We start from the raw sequence: 21079 nt of genomic DNA on the forward strand, positions 1-21079 counted from the left end.
CCCGAGCCCACCACCTCCACCCCGCCGGACATCAAGCCCACCCGGATCGACGTCACCTGCACGCTGAACGGCTCCACCCAGACCTGGAGCAGGATCAGATGAGCCCGAACGAAGGAAACCAGAGCCAGTGAATCCCGAACAAGCCCGGTGGTTCGGCGAGAACTTCGCCAACATCGTCGCCAACATCGAACGCGTCATCATGGGCAAGACGGAGGCCGTCCGGCTGGCCGTCACCTGCATGCTCGCGGAAGGGCACCTCCTGCTCGAGGACTACCCGGGCACCGGGAAGACCACGCTCGCGCGCGCCATCGCCCAGTCCGTGCAGGGCACCAACAGCCGCATCCAGTTCACGCCGGACCTGCTGCCCTCGGACGTCACGGGTGTGACGATCTTCGACCAGAAGTCCGGCGACTTCGAGTTCCACCAGGGCCCCATCTTCGCCTCCATCGTCTTGGCCGATGAGATCAACCGCGCCTCCCCCAAGACCCAGTCGGCGCTGCTGGAGGTGATGGAGGAGTCGCGGGTCACCGTGGACGGCCAGTCCTACAACGTCGGCCAGCCCTTCATGGTCATCGCCACCCAGAACCCCATCGAGCAGGCCGGCACCTACCGCCTGCCGGAGGCGCAGCTCGACCGTTTCCTCATGAAGACGGCGCTCGGCTACCCGGACCACGATGCCACCATGCGGATCCTCGCCACCGGCGGCAGCCGCCCGCGCTCGACGGCGCTGCCGTCGGTGCTCTCCACCTCCCAAGTGGCGGAGATGAGCCAACTGGCCGCGTCCGTGCACATCGAGTCGTCGATCTTCGACTACATCACCCGCCTCACGGAGGCCACCCGCCACGTCGACGACGTGCGGCTGGGCGTCTCCGTCCGTGGCGCCCTGGCGCTGGTGCGCTCAACCCGCGTGTGGGCCGCGTCGCTGGGGCGGCACTTCGTGGTGCCGGACGACGTGAAGATGCTCGCCATCCCGTGCCTCGCGCACCGTCTCATCCTCGACCCGGAGGCCGAGTTCAACGGAGTCCAGGCGGTTGACGTCATGGCCGAGGTGGTCGGTTCTGTGGAGCCTCCGACGGAGCGTCAGTCCGCCTGATGACCGCAACTCCCGCGCGGTGGGAAGCTCCCGAGGTTGTGGACCCACCCACGTTCGACGGCCTGCGCCGGTTCTATGACCGGCTCCGCCGCGTCACCGGCCTGCGCACCAGCGGCTGGATGGCGCTGGCCGCCGGCGCCCTGGCGTTGGCGCTCGGCCTGGGTTTCGGGTGGTTGGAGTACACCGTCGCGGGAGTGCTGGCGGTGGTCACCGTCGGGCTGTGCCTGCTGTTCACCATCGGCCGGCCCACCCTCGAGGTCGGGCTGCGGCTGGCCGGCCGCGCCGTCGTCGTGGGTGACCCGGCCCAGGGGGAGTTGCTGGTGCGTAACGCCGCACCCCGCCGCCACTGGGGTTCGCGGCTGGACCTGCCCGTCGGGCCCGTGTCGACGAGCTTCTCGCTCCCGTCGCTGGTCTCCGGCGCCGTGTCGCACAACACGTTTCGCATCCCCACGGACAAGCGCGGTCTTGTCACGGTCGGCCCGGCCCAGACGGTGCAGGGCGACCCCTTCGCGCTTGCCGGCCGCTCCACCACCTGGACGGAGGCCCTCGAGCTCTACGTCCACCCCCGCACCGTGCGGCTGCCCGGCCGGCAGGCCGGCTTCGTCCACGACCTCGAGGGCCACGCCAGCTCCCACATCTCGTCGGCCGACATGAACTTCCACGCGCTGCGCCCCTATGTCGCCGGCGACGACCGGCGCCACGTCCACTGGCGCTCCACCGCCCGGGCGGGCGAGTTGATGGTGCGGCAGTTCGAGGAGTCACGCATGTCGCGCGTCGTCGTCGCGCTCGACACCGGACGCGGCGCCTACCTCGACGACGCCGAGTTCGAACTCGCCGTGTCCTGCGCCGCCTCGGTGGCGCTGCAGACGCTGTACTCCGAGTCGCCGCTGGCGGTGCTGACCACGCACGAGACCCTGATGAGCGTCACGCCCACCAGGACGCTGGACGAGTTGTCGCTCGTGGGGCAGAGCACCCGCGGCGGCATCGCGGACCTGGTGCACACCACCATTCGGCGCGAGGCGTCGGCGTCCGTGGCGGTCTGCATCACCGGCTCGACGGCGACCCTGGCTGACCTGCGCCGCTCCTGCGCCCGGTTCGACGTCGACACCCGCGTCGTCGGCATCCGCGTGGCCGACGGCGCGGAGTTGAGGGCCCGTTCCGCGAGCAACGTGACCGTGCTGCAGGTGGGCACCCTCGACGAACTGCCCCGCGCCATGCGGAAGGCCATGCAGTGAGCGCCCCCGCCCGCCGGGCCCTGCCGGCGCACGACGCCACCCCGTACGAGCTGTCCCGACGGTGGCGCTGGGCCGCCGTCGACGCCACCGCGATCCTCGTGCTGCTGGCCCTGGTGGCGCTCTCCTTCTACCCGGTGTACGGCACCCTCTGGCTGTTCGTGGCGGTTCTCGGCTTCGGGGCCGTGGGCATCGGCCTGGCCGTCGTGTCGGCCCTGCAGCACTGGTCCTCGGGCGTCACCGCCCTGGCCGCCGCCGGGGCGTGGTTCCTCTTCGGCGGCCTGCTCGCCATGCCGTCGTCGACGATCGGCTTCGTCGTCCCCACCCCGCGCACGTTGTTCGGCCTGCTCGTGGGGCCAGTGACGGCGTGGCGCGACATGCTGACGCTCGACCCGCCCATCGGCGAGACCTACAACCTGCTGACCGTGCCCGGGCTGGTGGGACTGACGGCCGGCCTGCTGGCGATGGTCATCTCGCTGCGCTCGCGTCGGCCGGCGATGGCCTGGCTCCCGCCGGTGCTGGGCTACCTGATCGGCGTCGTCGTCGGCTCGCAGGTGGCCTACCGCCCCCTGGTGGTGGGTGGCCTGCTGTTCGTCGTGGTGCTCGTGTGGACGAGCCACCGCCGCGCCGTGGTGCGCGGCCAGCTCGCGGGCAGCGCGAACCGGCTCAAGCCGTTGCGCGCGCTGCTCGGCGCCGGCGTGCTGGTGGCCGCCTTCGCGGTGGCGCTGGCCGCCGTGCCGTTCATCTCGCCCACCCCGGCGCGCGAGACCCTGCGCACCGCGATGGAGCCGCCCATCGACCTGGAACAGTTCGCCTCCCCCCTTCAGGGGTTCCGCGCCAACATCACTCAGCACCGTGCGGAGGTGCTGTTCGACGTGCTGGGGGCGCGCCCGGACGACATCGTGCGCATCGCCACCCTCGACAAGTACGACGGCATCAGCTACCGGGTCTCCACCCTCGACGACACCGCGGTGCAGGCCACCACCTTCACCCGCGTGGGCCAGTGGATCGCCGACGACACCGAGGGCGACGACCTCTCCGTGCGCGTCACGGTGCGCGGATACGACGGCGTCTGGACCCCGACGGTGGGGCGCAGCACGCAGGTGGCGTTCCAGGGGCCGCGCCGCGTCGAGCTGGGGGAGAACTTCTTCTACAACCGGAGCTCCGGCACCGGCCTGAACGTGGCCGGGCTGCGGGAGGGCGACACCTACGAGCTCGGCGCCCGGGTCGCGCCCCGTCCCCCGGACGAGGAGATCGCCAAGGCGCGTGCCGGCCGGTTCGACCTGCCGGAGACCAACGGTGTTCCGGACGAGCTGATCGCCGCGGCCCGCGCCTGGGCCCGCGACGGCGGCACGGCCGGCCAGCTCGCGCTGACCCTGGAGGAGCGGCTGAGCAACGGCTACTTCAGCCACGGCCAGGCCGACGAGGTCGCCTCGCTGTCCGGCCACTCCGAGCGGCGCCTGATCGATCTCCTCGCGGACCCGGAGTTGATGGTCGGCGACCACGAGCAGTACGCCGTCGCGATGGCGCTGATGTCGCGGGAGCTGGGCATCCCGGCGCGAGTCATCTACGGCTACCAGGTGGACACGGGCAGCGCGATCTCCGGCGGCCACGTGGGCGCCTGGACGGAGGTCTACCTCGAGGGCCTGGGATGGGTGGTGTTCAATCCCACGCCGCCCGAGGACCGCGAGCCGCCCGAGGACGACGAGCGCACGCCGCCTGAGCAGCTTCCCTTCATCGAGAACCCGCCCCCGCCGCCGCAGCGGCCGGAGGTGCCGCCCCCGGACGAGTTGCTGCCCATCGAACCGGGCGAGGCCCCGGAGCCGGAGAGCCGCATCGACTGGGCGCAGATCGGCGCCATCGCGGCGCTCACCGCCATCCCGCTGCTGACCATCGTGGCGCCGTTGGCGCTGGTCATCGGGCTGAAGCTGCGCCGTCGCTCCCGTCGGCGCAACGACCCCGTCCTGGACAACCGGATCGCCGGCGCCTGGGCGGAGTTGGTGGACCGCGCCCGCGACGTGGGCCGCTCGCCGTCCATCTCGGCCACCCGGTCCGAGCAGGCCGAGGCCCTCGTCGGGGACTTCCCCAAGGTGGGCACGGTGGCGGATCCCATCGCGCTGGCGAAGGAGGCCGACTGGTTGGTGTTCGCCCCGGGCGAGCCCAGCGAGACCACCGCCCGCGAGTACTGGCGGTCGTCCGCCGCCATCAACCGCGGCATGCGGCGCTCCGTCAGTTGGGCGCGTTGGCTGGCCAGCTACCTGTCGACCAAATCGTTCCGGAGGATCAAGTGATGCGGGGATGCCCATCTCACCCCACCGGCCGCCGTGCCGGCTGGCACCCCTACCGGTATCCTCTGCATGTATCTGGTCTAGGAGGAGCTAGGTGAGTCGGCTGATCCCACGCGGTGCCGTGGTCGCTGGGCTGGGGAAGCGATTCCTCGCCGCAGTGATCGACGCGCTGCCGTTCCTCGCCATCGGCGCCCTGGGCGCGTTCGCCGGGCGGTCCGCCAGCGAACCGACGGTGGCCCTGGTCATCGTCATCGGCGCCGGCGTGCTGTCCCTGGCCTTCGCCCTGTACCAGTGGTGGGCCTATGCCGTCCGCGGCGCCGGGCTCGGCGCGCAGGCCATGGGCCTCCGGCTGGTGTCGCTGAAGGACGGCGAACCCATCGGGTGGTGGCGCGTGTTCCTGCGCCACGTCGTGTTCTCCGCGGTGATGGGCACCGTCATCGGCGGCATCGCGCTGCTGATCTTCCTCGTGATCCACGAGCGTCGCCAGGGGTGGCACGACATGGCCGTGTCCGCCGTCGTGGTGCAGCCCAGGGAGGCCGAGGCCCGTTCCGGGGGCGCTGCGCCGCGGAAGACGGCCCAGGCCAGCACCGTCGGGTTGCCGCCCCACCTGTCGAGCTCGTTCAGCCCTCAGCCCGGCACCACCGCCACACCCAACTGGGATTCCTTCGCGCCGCGCGGGGCCCAGCAGGGCGCTCCGCAGGGAGCGCCGCACGGAGGCGTCCCCGCGCAGCCCCGCACCCAGCTGTCAGCGCCGGACTGGTTGCCCGGCGTCCAGTCCGAGCCCGTCGAGCCTGCGCCGCAGCAGGCGCCCTTCCAGGCATCGGCACAGTGGCGGCCGCCGGCCGCCAAGACCCCCGCCCCGTCGCCGTGGCAGGCCCCGCAGCCGCCCAAGCCGGTGCTGCCGGAGCCGACGCCCGCTGAGTCGCCCAAACCTCCCCGCGCCTGGATCCCGCTGCCCACCCCCACGTCGGTGATCGAACCGTCGATGAAGGTGCGCCGCCGAGACTTCGGCGAGGTGGAGGACAACGAAGGCACCCGCATCGCCAACCTGCCGTCCACGGCCAGTCGCGGCGGCGGCGAGGGCTGGTATCTCCGCCTCGACGACGGCCGCGAGGTGGAACTCACCGTCACGGTGCTGCTGGGCCGTAACCCGCAGAAGGGCCCGGAGGACCCGGAGGTGCACCTGGTGCCCGCGTCGGGCGACGGCCGGATGATCTCGCGCACCCACGTGCAGATCGGGACGGACCCCCGCGGCGTGTACGTCGTGGACCGCGGCTCCACCAACGGCACGGCCCTCGTCACGCAGGGCGGCGAGCTGGAACCCTGCCCGTCCGGCACCCAGGTGCGGGTCAGGGAGGGGCAGCAGGTCAGCTACGGCAACCGTTGGTTCACCGTCCTGCGCCGCCCCGTCATCGTGTGAGCACGCCTCTGGGCCGGTCGCCGCGGCGTTAGGATCGACCACATGCTGCTGAGCGACCGCGACATCCTGGCCGAAGTGCACGCCGGGAACATCCTGCTGGACCCCTGGGATCCCGCCATGGTGCAACCCGCGTCCGTCGACGTGCGCCTGGACAAGCTGTTCCGCGTGTTCGAGAACCATCGCTACCCGTCGATCGATCCGTCGGTGGAGCAACCCGAACTCACGCGCCTGATCGAGGTGGCGGACGGCGAACCGTTCGTGCTGCACCCGGGCGAGTTCGCTCTGGCGTCCACGTACGAGCGCATCACGCTCGGCCAGGCGTTGGCTGCCAGGCTGGAGGGCAAGTCGTCGCTGGGCCGGCTGGGCCTGGTGACGCATTCGACGGCGGGCTTCATCGACCCGGGCTTCTCGGGCCACGTCACCCTCGAGCTCTCGAACATGGCCACGCTGCCCATCAAGCTGTGGCCGGGCATGAAGATCGGCCAGTTCTGCTTCTTCCAGCTCAGCTCCCCGGCGGAGCACGCGTACGGCTCTGAGAAGTACGGCTCCCGCTACCAGGGGCAGCGCGGTCCCACGCCGTCGCGCTCGCACCTCAACTTCCACCGAAGCCAGGTCTGATCCGCCCATGAGCGTCGGCAGGGGGATGGGCGGGGGCCGGGTCCTCGGCCGGCTCGCCACTGGATCCGAGATCCGTGACCACAAACTCGACCGCGGCACCGCGCGCCGCGTCATCGCCTACGGCGGACCCTTCAAGGGCCTGATCCTGCTCTTCCTGGTCAGCGTCACGCTCGGGAGCGCGCTGTCGGTGGTGCCGCTGCTGCTGTTCCAGCGGATCATCGACGACGGCGTGCTGGCGGGCGACGTCCGGCTCATCGTCGTGCTGTCGCTGGCGGTGGCGGGCATGGCCATCGGTTCCGCGGCGCTGTCGATCGTTGAGCGGTGGTGCTCGGCGCGCATCGGCGAGGGGCTCATCTATTCGATGCGTACCCAGATCTTCGACCACGTGCTGCGCATGCCCATCGCGTTCTTCAGCCGCTCCCACACGGGCAAGCTGGTCTCGCGGCTCCACTCGGATGTCAACGGCGCGCAGCAGGCGTTCACCTCCACGCTGTCGTCGCTGGTTTCCAACGGCGTCACGCTGCTGCTGGTGCTGGGCTCCATGCTGGCGCTGTCGTGGCCGCTGACGCTGGGCGCGCTGGTGCTGCTGCCCATCTTCATGGTGCCCGCCCAGTTGGTGGGCAGGCGGTTGGCGGACCTCTCCCGTGACCGGATGCAGCACCAGGCGGAGATGTCGGCCACCATGACCGAGCGGTTCTCCGTCTCCGGGGCGCTGCTGGTGAAGCTGTTCGGCGACCACGCCACGGAGAACGCCACGTTCGCCTCGCAGGCCAGGGCGGTGGCCGACGGCGGGGTGAAGATCGCCATGACCTCGCGGGTGTTCATGACCGCGATGACCTTTGTCGGGGCGTTGGCCACGGCGCTGTTCTACGGCTTCGGCGGCTACGCCGCGGTGGAGGGTCAGCTCACCGTCGGTACCCTCACTGCGCTGGTGGCCCTGCTGGCCAGGCTGTACGGGCCGCTGATCCAGTTGAGTTCGCTGCGGGTGGATGTGATGACGGCGCTGGTCAGCTTCGAGCGGGTGTTCGAGGTGCTGGATTTGAAGCCGCTGATCGTCGACGCGCCGGACGCGAAGCAGTTGACCGGGCCGCCGAATGTCGCCTTCCGTGACGTGTGGTTCACCTACCCGGACGCACACCAGGTGTCGTTGGAGTCGCTCGAGCCCGCCATGGCCGTGGGGGAGTCGGCCAACGAGCCGGTGCTGCGGGGCGTGACGTTCGAGGTGTCGCCGGGGCAGACGGTCGCGCTGGTCGGCCCGTCGGGCGCGGGGAAGACGACCATCACGCACCTGCTGGCGCGGCTCTACGACGTGGACTCGGGCAGCGTCGAGATCGGCGGCACGGACGTGCGCGAGCTGGCGTTGTCGTCGTTGCAGGACGAGATCGGCTACGTGACGCAGGACGCCCACCTCTTCCACGACACCGTGGGCGCGAACCTGCGCTACGCCAAGCCGTCGGCCACCGAAGACGAGCTGTGGGCGGCGCTGGAGGCCGCCCAGATCGCGGGGTTGGTGCGGCGGCTGCCCGACGGGATGGACACCGTGGTGGGCGAGCGTGGCTACCGGTTGAGCGGCGGCGAGCGGCAGCGCTTCGCGATCGCCCGGCTGCTGTTGAAGGCCCCGCCCATCCTGGTGCTGGACGAGGCGACGGCGCACCTGGATTCCGAATCCGAGCACCTGGTGCAGCAGGCGCTGGACAACGCGCGGGAGGGTCGCACGTCGATCGTGATCGCGCACCGTCTCTCCACCGTGCGGCATGCAGACCAGATCCTGGTGGTCGAGTCCGGCCGGATCGTGGAGCGGGGCACGCACGCTGAGCTGCTTGAGTCCCGCGGCCATTACGCCACGTTGTACTACACGCAGTTCTCCGACGACTGAGCGCTGGGCGGGGCCACGCGCCGTGGGGTTCAGCCCTTCACAGCGCCGGAGACGAGGCCCTGACCCATCCGGTTCTGGACGACGGCGAACAGGATCATCACCGGCACCGCGATGAGGGTGGAGCCGGCCATCACTCCGCCCCAGTCCGAGCCGCGCAGACCCTGCTGGAACGACTGGAGCCAGATCGGCAGCGTCACCGCGGTGTCCCGGGACAGCACGATGAGGGCCAGGGTGTATTCGTTCCAGGCGTGGAGGAACGCGAACACGCCGGTGGAGATGAGGCCTGGCAGGAGCAGCGGCAGCGTGATGCGCATGAACGCCCCGATGCGGGAGCAGCCGTCCACCATCGCGGCCTGTTCCAGTTCCTGCGGCACCCCGTCGATGAAGCCCCGCATCATCCAGATGACGAAGGGCAGCACGCCGCCGATGTACAGCAGGGAGAGACCGGACACCGAGTTGAGCAGGCTCCAGCCGTCGAGCATCCGGTACTGCGAGAGGAACAGTGCCTCCGCGGGGATCATCTGGATCACCAGGATGGCGACGATGAGGCTCCGCCGGCCACGGAAGCCGAACCTGGAGAGGGCGAGTGCCGCGAGGAGGGAGGCGGCGGTGGTGAACGTAACGGTGATCAATGCCGTGAACAGCGACATCCGCAGCGCCGACCAGAAGCTCGGGTCGCTGAGCACACCGGAGTAATTCTCCAGCGTCGGGTTGGGCGGCAGCAGGTTGGGGGGCGTCGAGAGAAGGTCTGACCGGTCCATGAAGGAGGAGTTGACCATCCAGTACACGGGCAACGCCCAGATCAGGGCGATCAACCCCAGCCCGAGACCCGCCCAGCGCTGGCCGGCGCGCCTCCGGTTCCTGCTCCTGGTCCTAGACATTGGCGTTGCCACCCTTCTTGAAGAGCATCCGGAGGTACTGGAGCGTGATGAGCACGGTGACCAGCAGGATCACCGTCGCGATGGCGGAGGCGGTCCCGTAGTCGCCTCGGGCCACGCCCACCTGGTAGACGTAAGTGCCCAGCAGGTTCGTCTCCGTGGAGATGCCGCCGGACTGCTGCAGGACATAGATCTGGGTGAAGACCTTGAGGTCCCAGATGATCTGGAGGATCCCGATGAGGGCGACGACGTTCGCGATGGTCGGCAGCACCACGTGGCGCAGCCGCTTGAGGTAGCCCGCGCCGTCGATCTGGGCCGCTTCGACGACAGCCTCGTCCACCTGGGTCAGCGCCGAGTAGATGGTGATGGAGGCCAGGGGCACCGACGCCCAGATGATGACCGCCGACGCGACGAGGTAGAAGGTCCAGAAGCTGGACGCCAGCCACGAGAATCCCTCGAACTGCCCGAACCCCAGCGAACTGAGCAGGAAGTTGAGGAGGCCGAAGTTGGGGTCGACGAGCCACTGCCACACCGTGAGGCTGGCCAGCACCGGCATGGCCCACACGACGATGAGCACGATGTTCATGACGGTGCGCATGAGGGGAGACGCGGCGCGCATCAGCAGGGCGATCAGCATCGCCATGCCCATCGTCAGTCCAGCCGTCCAGGCGGCGAACCCGATGGACTTGGCCAGGACCGCCCAGAAGTACGGATCCTTCAGGATGGAGAGGTAGTTGGCCAGCCCGACCCACTCGGCGGGCTGGCCGAACTGCTGCGCCAGCCCGAACTCCTGGAACGACATGGTGAACTGCTTGAGCATCGGGTAGCCGAGCACAATCAGGATGAAGGCCGCGGCCGGTGCCAGGAGCAGCCACGGGGCGAACTGGTGGCTCAGGCGCGATCGGCGACCCGTCCTGCCATTGACCGTCATATGAGTCCTTGTGGGTGGGGCTCCAGCACTGGGGAGGGCTGGAGCCCCGTCGGAGGTGAGGGGGATCAGGAGTTCAGGGCTTCTTCGAACTTGGCGTTGTACTCTTCGGACACGGCAGTGACGTCGCCGCCCTGCGCGATGGCGGTGAAGTAGTCGCGCACGAGGTTGTCGCCCGCGGCGACGGCCCACGAGGGGGTGTTCGGCGTCAGGCGGGAGTTCTCCACGACCTCAGCCGAGATCTTGCCGAACTCACCGGGCACCTCGTCGCCGAACGCAGTGTTGCCGGGCACCCAGCCGTCCGCCGCGATGAGCTTCTGGAAGCCCTCGGAGAAGATCACGCCCAGCGCGGCCCTGGCCAGCTCCGGGTTGGGGGAGTTCTGCGACATGGAGATGTTGGACCCGCCGGCGAAAGTGGCGCCGACCTCGCCGGGGGCGTTACCCGGTAGGGGCATGACGCCGACCTTCCCCTCGTCCCAGAAACGCTGGTCGATGTTGCCGGTGACGTTCCCGGTGCCCACCAGCACGCCGACCTTCTCCTCGTTGAAGTACTTCCAGAACTCCTTCTGGGAGGCCTGGGAATCCAGCGCGTAGGCGGAACCGTTCTTGAACAGGCTGGAGACGCGCTCCATCGCCTCGATCGACTCCGGCGCGGTCAGCTTGCCCACCCACTTGTCGCCCTCCTGGGCGGCCCAGTGGCCGCCGCCGGCGAACCAGACCGATTCTGCACCGTGGATATCGACAGCGGCCAGATACATGCCGGAGAAGCCAGGCACCCCGTCGGGATTGGCGCCGTCGAGCTTGATGACGGCGTCATGGAACTCGTCCAGGGTGGTCGGGACCGCGATGTCGGCCTTCTCGAAGAGGTCCTTGCGGTAGTAGAGGCCACGTGCGCCGGCGTACAGCGGGTACGAGTAGTTCTTCCCCTCCCACAGGCCGGCGTCGACGAAGCTGGGGATGAGCTTGTCGCCGCCCAGGCTGTCGTAGAGGTCGCTGACGTCGGCGAAGGCCCCGACGCTGGAGAAGGCCGCCGACTGCGTGTTGCCCGTCTCCACCAGGTCGGGCGACTCGGACTTCGACGCGAGAGAGGTCTGGATCTTGCTCACGATCCCGTCCCACGGCTGGATCTCCACGCTCATGGTGTTGCCGGGGTACTCGCTCTCGAAGGTCTCCTTGAGGTACTTCTGGGCGCCCTCGCTGATCGAGCCCTCCATGAACCACACACGCACGGTCTTGCCGGTGATCTCGCTGGCGTTGCCGGTCGGCGTGGTGCCGGTCCCCGTGGTGCTCCCGCACGCGGTGAGCCCCAACACGGCCGCGCCGGCGACGGATGCGGTCAGGAAGCCTCTTCTGGTGAAGTTCGACGACATTGTCTCTCGATTCTCGGGGAACCCCGCTCATGACGATGGACGAAGATGTCCATTTCCGTTACACGAGGGTAGACACATCGCTCGGTTCATGTCAATCAATGTGGCATTCCCAGGATCGTGTCGACGATGCGGTCGAAGCCCCTGTGGTCCCGCTTCAGCAACTCGAAGGCCGCGGCGACGACGCTCTCGGGGTTCGACGTGGCGGAGGCGCAGGTGACGCGCAGCGTCCGGGTGATCAGGGGGAGCGCACGTCGCTTGATGGCCTCGCGCACCGGTTCGACGTACAGGTCGCCGGCGCCGGCCACCGGGCCGCCCAGGACGATGAGGTCCGGGTCCAGCAGGTTGCACACCGACGCGAGCGCCTCGCCCATGAGCGTGCCCGTCTGGTCGATGATCCGTTGCGCGGCGTAGTCGCCGCGCCGGGCTGCGGCGATCCCGTCGGTGATACTCGCGCCCGGCCCCAGAATGGCGGCGAACTCCTCCTCGAGGAACTCAGAGCCCACGTACCTCCCGAGGCAGCCGCGGTTGCCGCACTCGCACGGGCGCCCGTTGTGGTCGATGCTGAGGTGGCCGAGTTCACCGGCGCCGCCGTGGCTGCCCGCCGCGATCTCGCCGTTGATGATCTGGCCCATCGCGACGCCGCCCGTCAGGTGGGCATAGATGAGGTTGCGTGCCTCCGGGTGGGCCAGGTGCTCGACGAAAGCGAGTAGTCGGGAGGAGTTCTCGACCTTCACGGGGGAACCCAGCGCAGCCTCCACCATGGTCTTGGGATTGACGTCCACCCAGGCCGCGGAGGCGCGGCCGCCGAGGATCTCGCCGGTGGTGCTGTCCGTCTGCGAGTTGACGGCGACATGGCTCAGCAGGATGGGGACCTCGCCGAGGCCCAGGTCGACCTGCAGCCGCCGCACCATCTCGATGGCCGACTGGAGGCGCATGGATCCGCTGTCGAGCGCGCCTCCATGCTTGACCTCGGATCCCAGGAGGCGGCCGTCGAGCGCCGCGATGCCAACGGTGAGGGTGGTCCGCCGCGAGACGATCGACACCAGCAGTCCGCACCGCTGGGAGATGGCCAGGCGCTGCTTCTTCGGCGTGCCGGTTCCCGTCTCGGCGGAGTCGTCCCCGGCCGAGAGGATGCCCTTCGCGACGAGCGGTGCCACCACGTTGGTCACGGTGGTGCGTGACACGCCCATCACGCGCGCCAGGTCCGCTCGGTGTGTGGCTCCGTCGCGCAACAGGAGCGCGACGACGGTGTCGCGTGGGGTGGTGATCACGGGAGCCTTCACTTTCCGGGGGTGGCCTCCTGGTATCGTCGCACCAGAACGTCACGTAAGTTAACACTAATCTTCTCGGGGAGAACACTATGAGCGAGCTTAGCTCCAGCCGGTCCGCCATTCCATCGCCAGGCCGCGAGGAGAGCCCGGCATACGGCTGGCGAGGGTTCCACCTGGATTCGGCCCGCACGTTCTGGCCGGTCGAGGATGTGCTCGAGATCCTGGAGCTGATGGCGCGCTACCGGCTCAACCGGCTGAGCTGGCACCTCACCGACGACCAGGGGTGGCGTTTCGCCGTGCCGGGCTACGAGCGACTCCTCGACATCTCTGCCCAGCTCCCACGCACCTCGTTCGACAACTACGACAACGCGCTCCCCGCCAAGCGTGAGGCGCTGCACGAGGAGTACAAGGACCGGCCCTGGGGCGGTTCCTACTCCGACGACGAGATCCGCCGCGTCGTGGCCCGCGCCGGGGAGCTGGGCATCGACGTGCTGCCGGAGGTGGACCTCCCGGGGCACATGGCCGCCGTGATCGAGGCGTATCCGCACCTTGGTAACCCCGCCCTCGCGGCGTTGCCCCGCCCGGAATGGACCCGCAACGACCTGTTGTGGCCCACCCCCGAGTCCTACGGCTTCCTCCGTGCCGCGCTGACCCGGGTGACCGAACTGTTCCCCTTCTCCATCGTGCACATCGGCGGCGACGAGTGCCGCTACGAGCTCTGGGAGGGCGACGCGGCTCTCATGGCCGACTCCGCGTCGAGGGGCGTCTCCGGGGCCGCTGCCATCCAGGGGGAGTTCACCAGGTTCGCCAAGGATGTGCTCGCCGAGCGCGGCCGCACCATCGCCGGCTGGGACGAACTCGCCCGCACGCCCATCGAGGGAGACGAACTGCTCCTAGCCTGGCAGGAGGGCGTGGGCGTGGCCAACGCGCTGGGCACCCAGAACCCGTGGCTCTACTGCGACGCCGACTACCTGTACTTCAACCGCCTCCAGGGGGAGCCGGAGACCGAACCGTGCGGCATGTGGCCCACCATCACGCCCAGAATGGTCTTGGAGGCGCCCATCCCGGACAACGACAGGCTGGTGGGCGTCCAGGCATCGATCTGGTGTGAGTTCGTCACGAGCCGGGAACTGCTCTGGTACCACGTGTTCCCGCGGCTGCTGCCCTACGCCGAGCGTGCCTGGCATGGCGCCGACGCCCTGCCCTACGAGGAACTGGAACCCCTCATCCGTCGCGAAGTGGAATGGCTCTCGGCGCGCGGGATCCAGGCCCGCCCGCTGGACTGATCGGGTGTCCCCCGCCTCGGCGGGGGACACCCCAACAATCAGTAGTCGTCGTCGGAGTCGACGTCGGCCTCCGGCGCCTCACCCGATTCAACGCCTTCAGCGCCCGCGAGAACCGAGGCGCTGCCGCTGAGGCCCAGGCGCGTGGCGCCCGCTTCGGCCATCGCGTTGGCGGTGGCGTAGTCGCGGATCCCGCCGCTGGCCTTCACGCCCAGGCGGTCGCCGACGGTCTGCGCCATCAGCGACACCGCGTGCACCGATGCGCCGCCGCTGGGGTGGAAGCCGGTGGAGGTCTTGACGTAGTCGGCGCCGGCGGCCTCGGCGGCCCGGCAGGCCGCGACGATCTCGTCGTCAGTCAGGGCGGCCGACTCGATGATGACCTTCAACAGCACGTCCGGGGCGGCCTCGCGCACGGCGCGGATCTCGGCCTCGACCAGGTCCGCACGGCCCTCCTTGAGGAGGCCGATGTTGATCACCATGTCCACCTCGTGGGCGCCGAGGCGGGCCGACTCGGCGGCCTCCGCAGCCTTCGCCGCCGGGGTGTGGTTGCCGGACGGGAAGCCGCAGACCGTGGCGACCAGCACGTCGCCCAGTTCGACGTCGATGGGAAGCATCGACGGGGAGACGCACACCGAGTACGTGCCCAACTCTCGTGCCTCGGCCACCAGCGCGGCCACCTGGGCGCGCGTGGCATCCGTCTTCAGCAACGTGTGGTCAATCATCTGGGCGAGTGCCGAGCGGGTGATCTGCATTGCGGTCCTTTCGTTTCTTGCATCGTAGCTGTCCATTTGGCGGGTGTTGCGCACTATGAACGAGCGCTTGTCGTCTCGACGTGCCCGCGACAAGGGGCGACGGTTATGGTCGCGGGGAGGTGTGGGCACATCGAAGCGCCCGCCAATGAGAAGGGACTCGGATGTCCACAGTGACAACACGACACGTGGTGGCAGGCATTGCCGCCGGGGCGTTGGCGTTCGGGGGGTTGGTATTCCCCCAATCCGCTACCGCAGCGTACGAATACACAGCCATTCCGCAGAGCCAGATGACGGTGGTCGACGTCAATTCCGTCGAGGTCGGCGGCGAGGGCGCCAACGGTGCCGCCGAACTGGTGCTCGACGGCAACCTGGAGACGTACTGGCACACCCAGTGGTCGGGCACCCTTGTCCCGCCGCCGCACCACCTCACCGTCAAGGTCGCCGACACCCCGGTGCAGCTGGGCCGCGTGCGCCTGACGCCGCGCCAGTCGTCCAACGGCTCCGGCCGCGTCAACGGGTACGAACTCTGGACCTCGGCCAGCGCCTGCACCGCCGACACGAGCGACTTCGTCAAGCGGGCCCAGGGCAACTTCGACGGCCTCGTCGTCAACAACAAGATCGAGCGCGAGATCACGTTCCCGCCGGTGGACGCCACCTGCGTCAAGGTCGTCTACCTCTCCACCTGGGGTGGCCACGTCGCCGGCGAAGAGACGTCCCGCACCGAGAACGTCGGATCGCTGGCGGAGTTCAACGCCGATACCGCCATCGGCGACGGCCCGACCGTCAGCCCCACTCCCACCGACCCCACCGTCCCCCCGGTCACCGACATCGTGATCCCCGAGGGCGCCACCGAGCTGGTCGACGGCGACCTCAAGGTGCGGCTGCACCCGGACTTCCCGCAGGTGGTCGACTACCGCCTCGGGGATGACCAGTTGGCCGGCCGCATCGGCGCCGCGCTGACCACCATCCTCGTCAACGAGGTTGAGCAGCCCGTCACCGTGGCAGATCCGGTGCGCGCCGCCGACGGCCGCTCGGCGAGCTACGCGCTCACCTTCCCGAACCTGACCGGCGTGTCCATGACCGCCCGCATCGAGGTGGCCGACGAGGCCCTGCGGTTCACGCTCACCGACATCGTCGACCCCGACGAGGCCGTCAACCGGGTGCGCATCCCCAACCACAACCTCGTCACCGTCACCGGCAACGGCGCGCAGTTGACCGCCGGCCTGATCGGCGTCAACCGCAACGTCTCGGGTGACAGGTTCGAGCCACTGGCCACCACCCCCGCCGGCGCGATCCAGGGCTCCTGGATGGCCATCGCCAACAACTCCAGCGTCGCCGCCACCCTCGACTCGAACGCCACCGAGGACAACCGCGGCCCGGCGTCCACCGCGGGCCGTGTTGCGGTCGGCAACAACCGCCTGCAGCGCCAGATCACCACGGTCGACGGCGTCAAGCACGGCGCCGTCTGGTCGGGCACGTGGACCTGGCTCAGCGAGCCCGTCGAGCAGCACGAGGGCGTGATCGGCCGAGACGCCGACCCGTACGTCACCGTCAAGCTGACGCGCGACCGCAACGCCGACTCCGTGATCGACTGGCAGGACGGCGCGATCGCCCATCGCGAGATCGTCGAGTCGCCGCTGGGCGCCGACAACGTCAAGAACGAGGTCGTCGCGCGGATCCCCTTCAACATCGTTTCGCAGGCGACGCACCCGTTCCTCCGCACGCTCGACGACACCAAGCGCATCTCGCTCGAGACCGACAACCTCGGCCAGCGCGTGCTGCTGAAGGGCTACCAGTCCGAGGGCCATGACGCTGCCCACCCCGACTATGCCGGTCACTACAACCAGCGGGCCGGCGGCTTCGACGACCTCGAGACGCTGACCGAGACCGGCGCCGACTACAACGCGAAGTTCGGCGTGCACGTCAACGCCACCGAGAGCTACTCCGAGGCCTACTCGTTCTCGGAGGACCTCCTGCAGATGCCGCCGAAGAAGGCCTGGGGCTGGATGAACCAGTCGTACTACATCGACGGCCCCAAGGACCTCGCCACCGGTGCAGTGCTGGACCGCTTCCAGGACTTCTACGACGAGAAGCCGGCCAACCTCACGTGGCTCTACGTCGACGTCTACTACCCCTACGGCTGGGAGATGGAGCGCTTCGCCTCCGAGCTCGCGGACATGGGCTGGGAGCTCTCGTCCGAGTGGTCGGACCGCTTCCCGAACCAGACCCTGTGGTCGCACTGGTCCCAGGACGAGAACTACGGTGGCGCGGAGAACAAGGGCCTCAACTCCACCGTGATGCGCTTCACCTTCAACCACGAGCGTGACACCTGGAACCCGCACCCGATCCTGTCGAACAGCAACGTCGTCGAATTCGAGGGTTGGAGCGGCGGCAACAACCACAACGCGTTCCTCCGCAACGTCTGGGAGCGCAACCTGCCCGCCAAGTTCCTCCAGCAGTCGCCGATCGTGAAGTGGGAGACCAACCGGATCGCGTTCGCCAACGGCACCGTGGCCACCTCGCCGCTCACGACCATCCCCGGCAGCACGGTCCCGACGAACCGTGAGATCACGTTCGACGGCGCCACCGTCTTCGCCGACGGCGGCTACCTGCTGCCCTGGCAGAACGGCGGCGAGAACCGTCTGTACCACTACAAGATCGGCGGCGGCACCACGCAGTGGACCCTGACCGACGCGTTCGCGGGCCAGACGTCGCTGAAGTTGTTCAAGCTGACCGACACGGGCCGTGAGGCGCTCGCCGACGTCCCCGTGGTCAACGGCAAGATCTCGCTGACGGCAGAGGCCAACACCGCCTACGTGCTCTACCCGACGACCACCGTTCCGCAGGTCCAGGACCCCAACTGGGGCGAGGGCAGCAACATCGAGGATCCGGGCTTCTTCTCCGGCACCCTCGACGCCTATGAGACGACCGGCAACGTCGCCGTCGAGCGCAACGCGCGCCGCAACTACGAGGCCCGGATCGGCGCCGGCGAAGCTTCGCTCTCGCAGACCCTGAACCTCCCTGCGGGCACCTACTCCGCGTGGGCCTCGGTGGAGATCGACCCGCTCAAGACCCGGGATCTCACGATTGAAGCCTCCGGTACCGGAGTCACCGCGGCGGGTTACGCCGAGACGGACGGCGACGGAAACGTCGTCAACACCATCTCTGCCTCCACCGTGCGCAACTCCACGGCCTCGGATCAGAAGCGTGACTTCTATCACCAGCGTCACCGTGTCACCTTCACCACCGCCGGTGGTGACGTCACCCTGGCGTTCAAGGCCGGCGACGGGGATGCCCGCATCCTGATCGACGACCTGCGCGTGGTGGAGTTCCTGGCACCGGTTGACCCGGACAGCTTGGAGCGCCCTGACACGGTGTTCTTCGAGGACTTCGAGAACATCGACACGGGCTACTACCCGTTCGTGACCGGCGCCACCAACCGCGGTGGCGACGCACGCACCCAGCTCGCCCGTCTGCACGCTCCGTACTCGCAGAAGGGTTGGTGGGGCGTCGACAGCACGAACAACGTGGTCGAGGGCGGCAAGCTCAACGACAACGTGCTGCGTGGCGACTGGTCGTTGATGGCCAACAACGAGAACACCGGCGAGATCCTCAAGACCGCTCCCGGCGCGATACCGTTCGAGGCAGGCCAGCGTTACCGCGTGTCGTTCGACTACCAGACCACCTATGCCGACCAGTACCGCGTCCGCATCGGAAGCGACGTGGTGACCGCCACAGGTGTTCGCACCATCAACACCGTGTCGGCCGTCCTGGGCCAGCAGCGTGTCACCACCACGTACTCGGCCGAGCTCGACACCGCATGCGGTGCCAACGCGTTCATCGCGATCGACAAGCTGGCCGGGGCCAACACCCAGCACAACATGACGATCGACGACCTGCGCGTCGAGCATCTGGGCGAGGCTGAGTCGGGCGCCTGCATCGAAGGCTCCATGTCCGTCACCGGAACCGCTCAGGCGGGTCGCGAGCTCACCGTCACCACCAACGTGGTGTCGGTGCTCGGCGCGGGCACCGAGGTCAAGCACGAGCTGACTGCTCCCGAGGGATGGACCACGACCGTGGCCACCCCGGGCGCGACCGAGCTGGCCGAGGGCGCAACCTCGACCCAGGTGTGGAAGGTGCTGTTGCCGGAGGGTGTCGAGGACGCCGTCCTGCAGTTCCGTGGATCGATGACTCAGGGCGGGGAGACGGCCATCGTCGAACGCTCTGCGAACGTCACTGTCATCCCCCCGCTTCCCGGCGGCCAGGTCTACCTCTCCGACATGCGTGAGCGCATCGTCGGAACCCCGACCAACGGTTGGGGGCCCATGGAATGGGATCTGTCCAACGGCGAACAGGGCGGCGGCGACGGCGGTCCGTTGAAGATCGACGGCGTCACCTACCCGAAGGGCATCGGCATGCACGCTCCGGCGAGCGTCACCTTCAACCTCGAGGGTGAGTGCCAGGCGTTCAGCTCCTTCATCGGCATCGACGATGTGCAGACCGGGCGCGGCACTGTGCAGTTCGTGGTGATCGGTGATGGCGAGGAACTGTTCCGGTCGGAAACCCTCCGCCACGACAGCGCCGTCGTCGAGATCAAGGACCTCGACATCACCGGCGTGCAGGAGTTGACGCTCAAGGCTGAGACCACGGCCGACGGCAACGGCAACGACCACGCCGACTGGGCAGAGGCCCGCGTCACGTGCAACACGGTCGAGGACGTCACCGGCCCGGTGGTGGACACCATCACCGCTCCGGCCGACGCCCAGGTGGGCAAGGCGCTGAGCATCGCCGTCACGGCGACCGACGCGTCGACCCCGCTGACCTACGCCGCCACCGGCCTGCCGGCCGGTGTGACGATCAACGCCGGCACCGGCGTGATCTCGGGCACCCCGACGGCGGACGGCACGTTCAGCGTCACGGTGACAGTCACCGACGCCAAGGGCAACAAGACGGACTCGACGTTCACCCTCGTGGTGGCGAAGAAGGCCGGACCCACGGTGTCGCCGAGCCCGTCGGTGTCGCCGTCGGTGAAGCCCTCGGTGACGCCGTCGGTCAAGCCGTCGGTGAAGCCGACGGTCACGCCTTCGGGCAAGCCGACGACCACGCCGGCCTCGGACAAGTTCGTCCCGACGGTGCCGTACACCCTGCCGGGTAGTCACGACTTCAACGGCCGTCAGTGGTTCACCACCTGTGAGGCGTACTCGCAGACGGAGCGTTGCCGCACGGAGATCTGGGCCACCGTGGTCAAGGTCGAGGACGGTAAGTTCGTCCGCGAGTCGGGTTGGGCGTTCAACAACCTGACGTACCTGCCGTACATGACGCGTGCGGCGTGGAAGGGCAACCCGCTCGGCCAGGCTGGGGTGTTCACGTCGGCTGGTCGTCAGTGGAAGACCGAATGCGACACCGCCGCCACCGGTCGGGGCGCGTGCCGCTCCTACACGATGACGACGGTGTACGCCGCCACTGCGAAGCCTGCGGGTGGGTATACCTTCTCGCAGAGCAACGAGTGGGTCTTCAACAACATCGTGATGTTCGGAGGACCCGAGAAGCGAGGCTGACCCTCACCTGAGCCGGGCTTCCCCGTCCGGCTCAGTCGGTCAGCCCAGTAGCTGAAACGGAACCCCCGGGCTCCCAGGCAACACGCTTGGAAGCCCGGGGGTTCTTCGCGTCAGCGCGTCGGCTCTCGGCCGCTGGGGCTCCCCGTGGGCGAAGGCAGCCAACGCGTCAGCTGGGCGGCACCCAGCGTCGTCCGGCGGCCTCAGCTTCGCTCCACTGCCGGGTTTGTGCCCGAGGACGGCGTCACTTCCAGCACTGAAACCGGGCGGCCGTGTTCAATGCTGGGTTTGTGCCCGAGGATGGCGCCAAACCCAGCACTTGCGTGACCTGAAGTCCGCCCTGGCGCCTGGCCCGTGCCCAGCTCCGGCATTGCTGCCTTGCCCAGCGGAAGCATCCAGCGCCTCGACGTCCAACGGGAGACCCCAGCCCACCGAAGGACGCGTCACTGGCTCGCGCCTGCGCACGGGCGTCGTTCACCGCGGGGTCGTCGAAGTGGCGGGCTGGAGCCGCCCGT

The 21079-nt window shown here is 68.9% G+C and carries 13 protein-coding genes; 8 read left to right on the top strand and 5 right to left on the bottom strand.

Features of this window, described 5'->3' with window-relative positions; translation table 11 throughout:
- The first annotated feature begins 127 nt into the window (after positions 1 to 127).
- The 6 genes from C3E87_RS14960 to C3E87_RS11700 all read left to right on the top strand — a co-directional run bounded on the left by C3E87_RS14960 (position 128) and on the right by C3E87_RS11700 (position 8527).
- Positions 128 to 1093: a MoxR family ATPase gene (locus tag C3E87_RS14960; protein WP_076063068.1), complete on the top strand. Its 966-nt coding sequence runs from the start codon at positions 128 to 130 to the stop codon at positions 1091 to 1093.
- Positions 1093 to 2328, top strand: coding sequence for a DUF58 domain-containing protein (locus C3E87_RS11680; protein ID WP_083665625.1), 1236 nt, complete (start codon positions 1093 to 1095; stop codon positions 2326 to 2328). Before C3E87_RS14960 ends, C3E87_RS11680 begins: the two co-directional genes overlap by 1 nt.
- Positions 2325 to 4616, top strand: a complete 2292-nt coding sequence (locus tag C3E87_RS11685) for a transglutaminase family protein (protein ID WP_076063070.1) — start codon at positions 2325 to 2327, stop codon at positions 4614 to 4616. Before C3E87_RS11680 ends, C3E87_RS11685 begins: the two co-directional genes overlap by 4 nt.
- 91 nt (positions 4617 to 4707) lie before the next feature.
- Positions 4708 to 6033 carry an RDD family protein gene (locus C3E87_RS11690; protein ID WP_083665626.1) on the top strand — a complete coding sequence of 442 codons (1326 nt, stop codon included), beginning with the start codon at positions 4708 to 4710 and terminating at the stop codon, positions 6031 to 6033.
- Between the two features lie 42 nt (positions 6034 to 6075).
- The gene (dcd, locus tag C3E87_RS11695; protein ID WP_076063075.1) at positions 6076 to 6651 is read left to right on the top strand and encodes a dCTP deaminase; all 576 of its coding nucleotides are present in this window, start codon (positions 6076 to 6078) and stop codon (positions 6649 to 6651) included.
- A 7-nt stretch (positions 6652 to 6658) separates the two neighbouring features.
- Positions 6659 to 8527: an ABC transporter ATP-binding protein gene (locus C3E87_RS11700; RefSeq protein ID WP_076063078.1), complete on the top strand. Its 1869-nt coding sequence runs from the start codon at positions 6659 to 6661 to the stop codon at positions 8525 to 8527.
- Positions 8528 to 8556: 29 nt separating this feature from the next.
- Here the strand turns inward: C3E87_RS11700 and C3E87_RS11705 are convergent, their stop codons facing one another.
- The 4 genes from C3E87_RS11705 to C3E87_RS11720 all read right to left on the bottom strand — a co-directional run bounded on the left by C3E87_RS11705 (position 8557) and on the right by C3E87_RS11720 (position 12974).
- Positions 8557 to 9408, bottom strand: a complete 852-nt coding sequence (locus C3E87_RS11705) for a carbohydrate ABC transporter permease (protein WP_076063080.1) — start codon at positions 9406 to 9408, stop codon at positions 8557 to 8559.
- Positions 9401 to 10336: a carbohydrate ABC transporter permease gene (locus C3E87_RS11710; protein ID WP_083665627.1), complete on the bottom strand. Its 936-nt coding sequence runs from the start codon at positions 10334 to 10336 to the stop codon at positions 9401 to 9403. The genes C3E87_RS11705 and C3E87_RS11710 overlap by 8 nt, the downstream gene beginning before the upstream one ends.
- A 65-nt stretch (positions 10337 to 10401) precedes the next feature.
- The gene (locus C3E87_RS11715) at positions 10402 to 11703 is read right to left on the bottom strand and encodes an extracellular solute-binding protein (RefSeq protein WP_143571022.1); all 1302 of its coding nucleotides are present in this window, start codon (positions 11701 to 11703) and stop codon (positions 10402 to 10404) included.
- Positions 11704 to 11798: 95 nt separating this feature from the next.
- Positions 11799 to 12974, bottom strand: a complete 1176-nt coding sequence (locus C3E87_RS11720; RefSeq protein ID WP_143571023.1) for an ROK family protein — start codon at positions 12972 to 12974, stop codon at positions 11799 to 11801.
- An 89-nt stretch (positions 12975 to 13063) separates the two neighbouring features.
- Here C3E87_RS11720 and C3E87_RS11725 point away from each other — a divergent pair, with 89 nt between their 5' ends.
- On the top strand, positions 13064 to 14260 hold the full coding sequence (locus C3E87_RS11725) for a family 20 glycosylhydrolase (RefSeq protein ID WP_083665628.1): 1197 nt from the start codon (positions 13064 to 13066) through the stop codon (positions 14258 to 14260).
- 38 nt (positions 14261 to 14298) lie between these two features.
- Here C3E87_RS11725 and deoC read toward each other — a convergent pair whose 3' ends face one another.
- On the bottom strand, positions 14299 to 15009 hold the full coding sequence (gene deoC / locus C3E87_RS11730) for a deoxyribose-phosphate aldolase (protein WP_076063085.1): 711 nt from the start codon (positions 15007 to 15009) through the stop codon (positions 14299 to 14301).
- A 161-nt stretch (positions 15010 to 15170) separates the two neighbouring features.
- Here deoC and C3E87_RS11735 point away from each other — a divergent pair, with 161 nt between their 5' ends.
- The gene (locus C3E87_RS11735) at positions 15171 to 20567 is read left to right on the top strand and encodes an endo-alpha-N-acetylgalactosaminidase family protein (RefSeq protein ID WP_083665629.1); all 5397 of its coding nucleotides are present in this window, start codon (positions 15171 to 15173) and stop codon (positions 20565 to 20567) included.
- Positions 20568 to 21079 lie beyond the last annotated feature (512 nt).

Source organism: Tessaracoccus sp. ZS01 (genome assembly GCF_022342445.1).
Taxonomy (GTDB): Bacteria; Actinomycetota; Actinomycetes; order Propionibacteriales; family Propionibacteriaceae; genus Arachnia.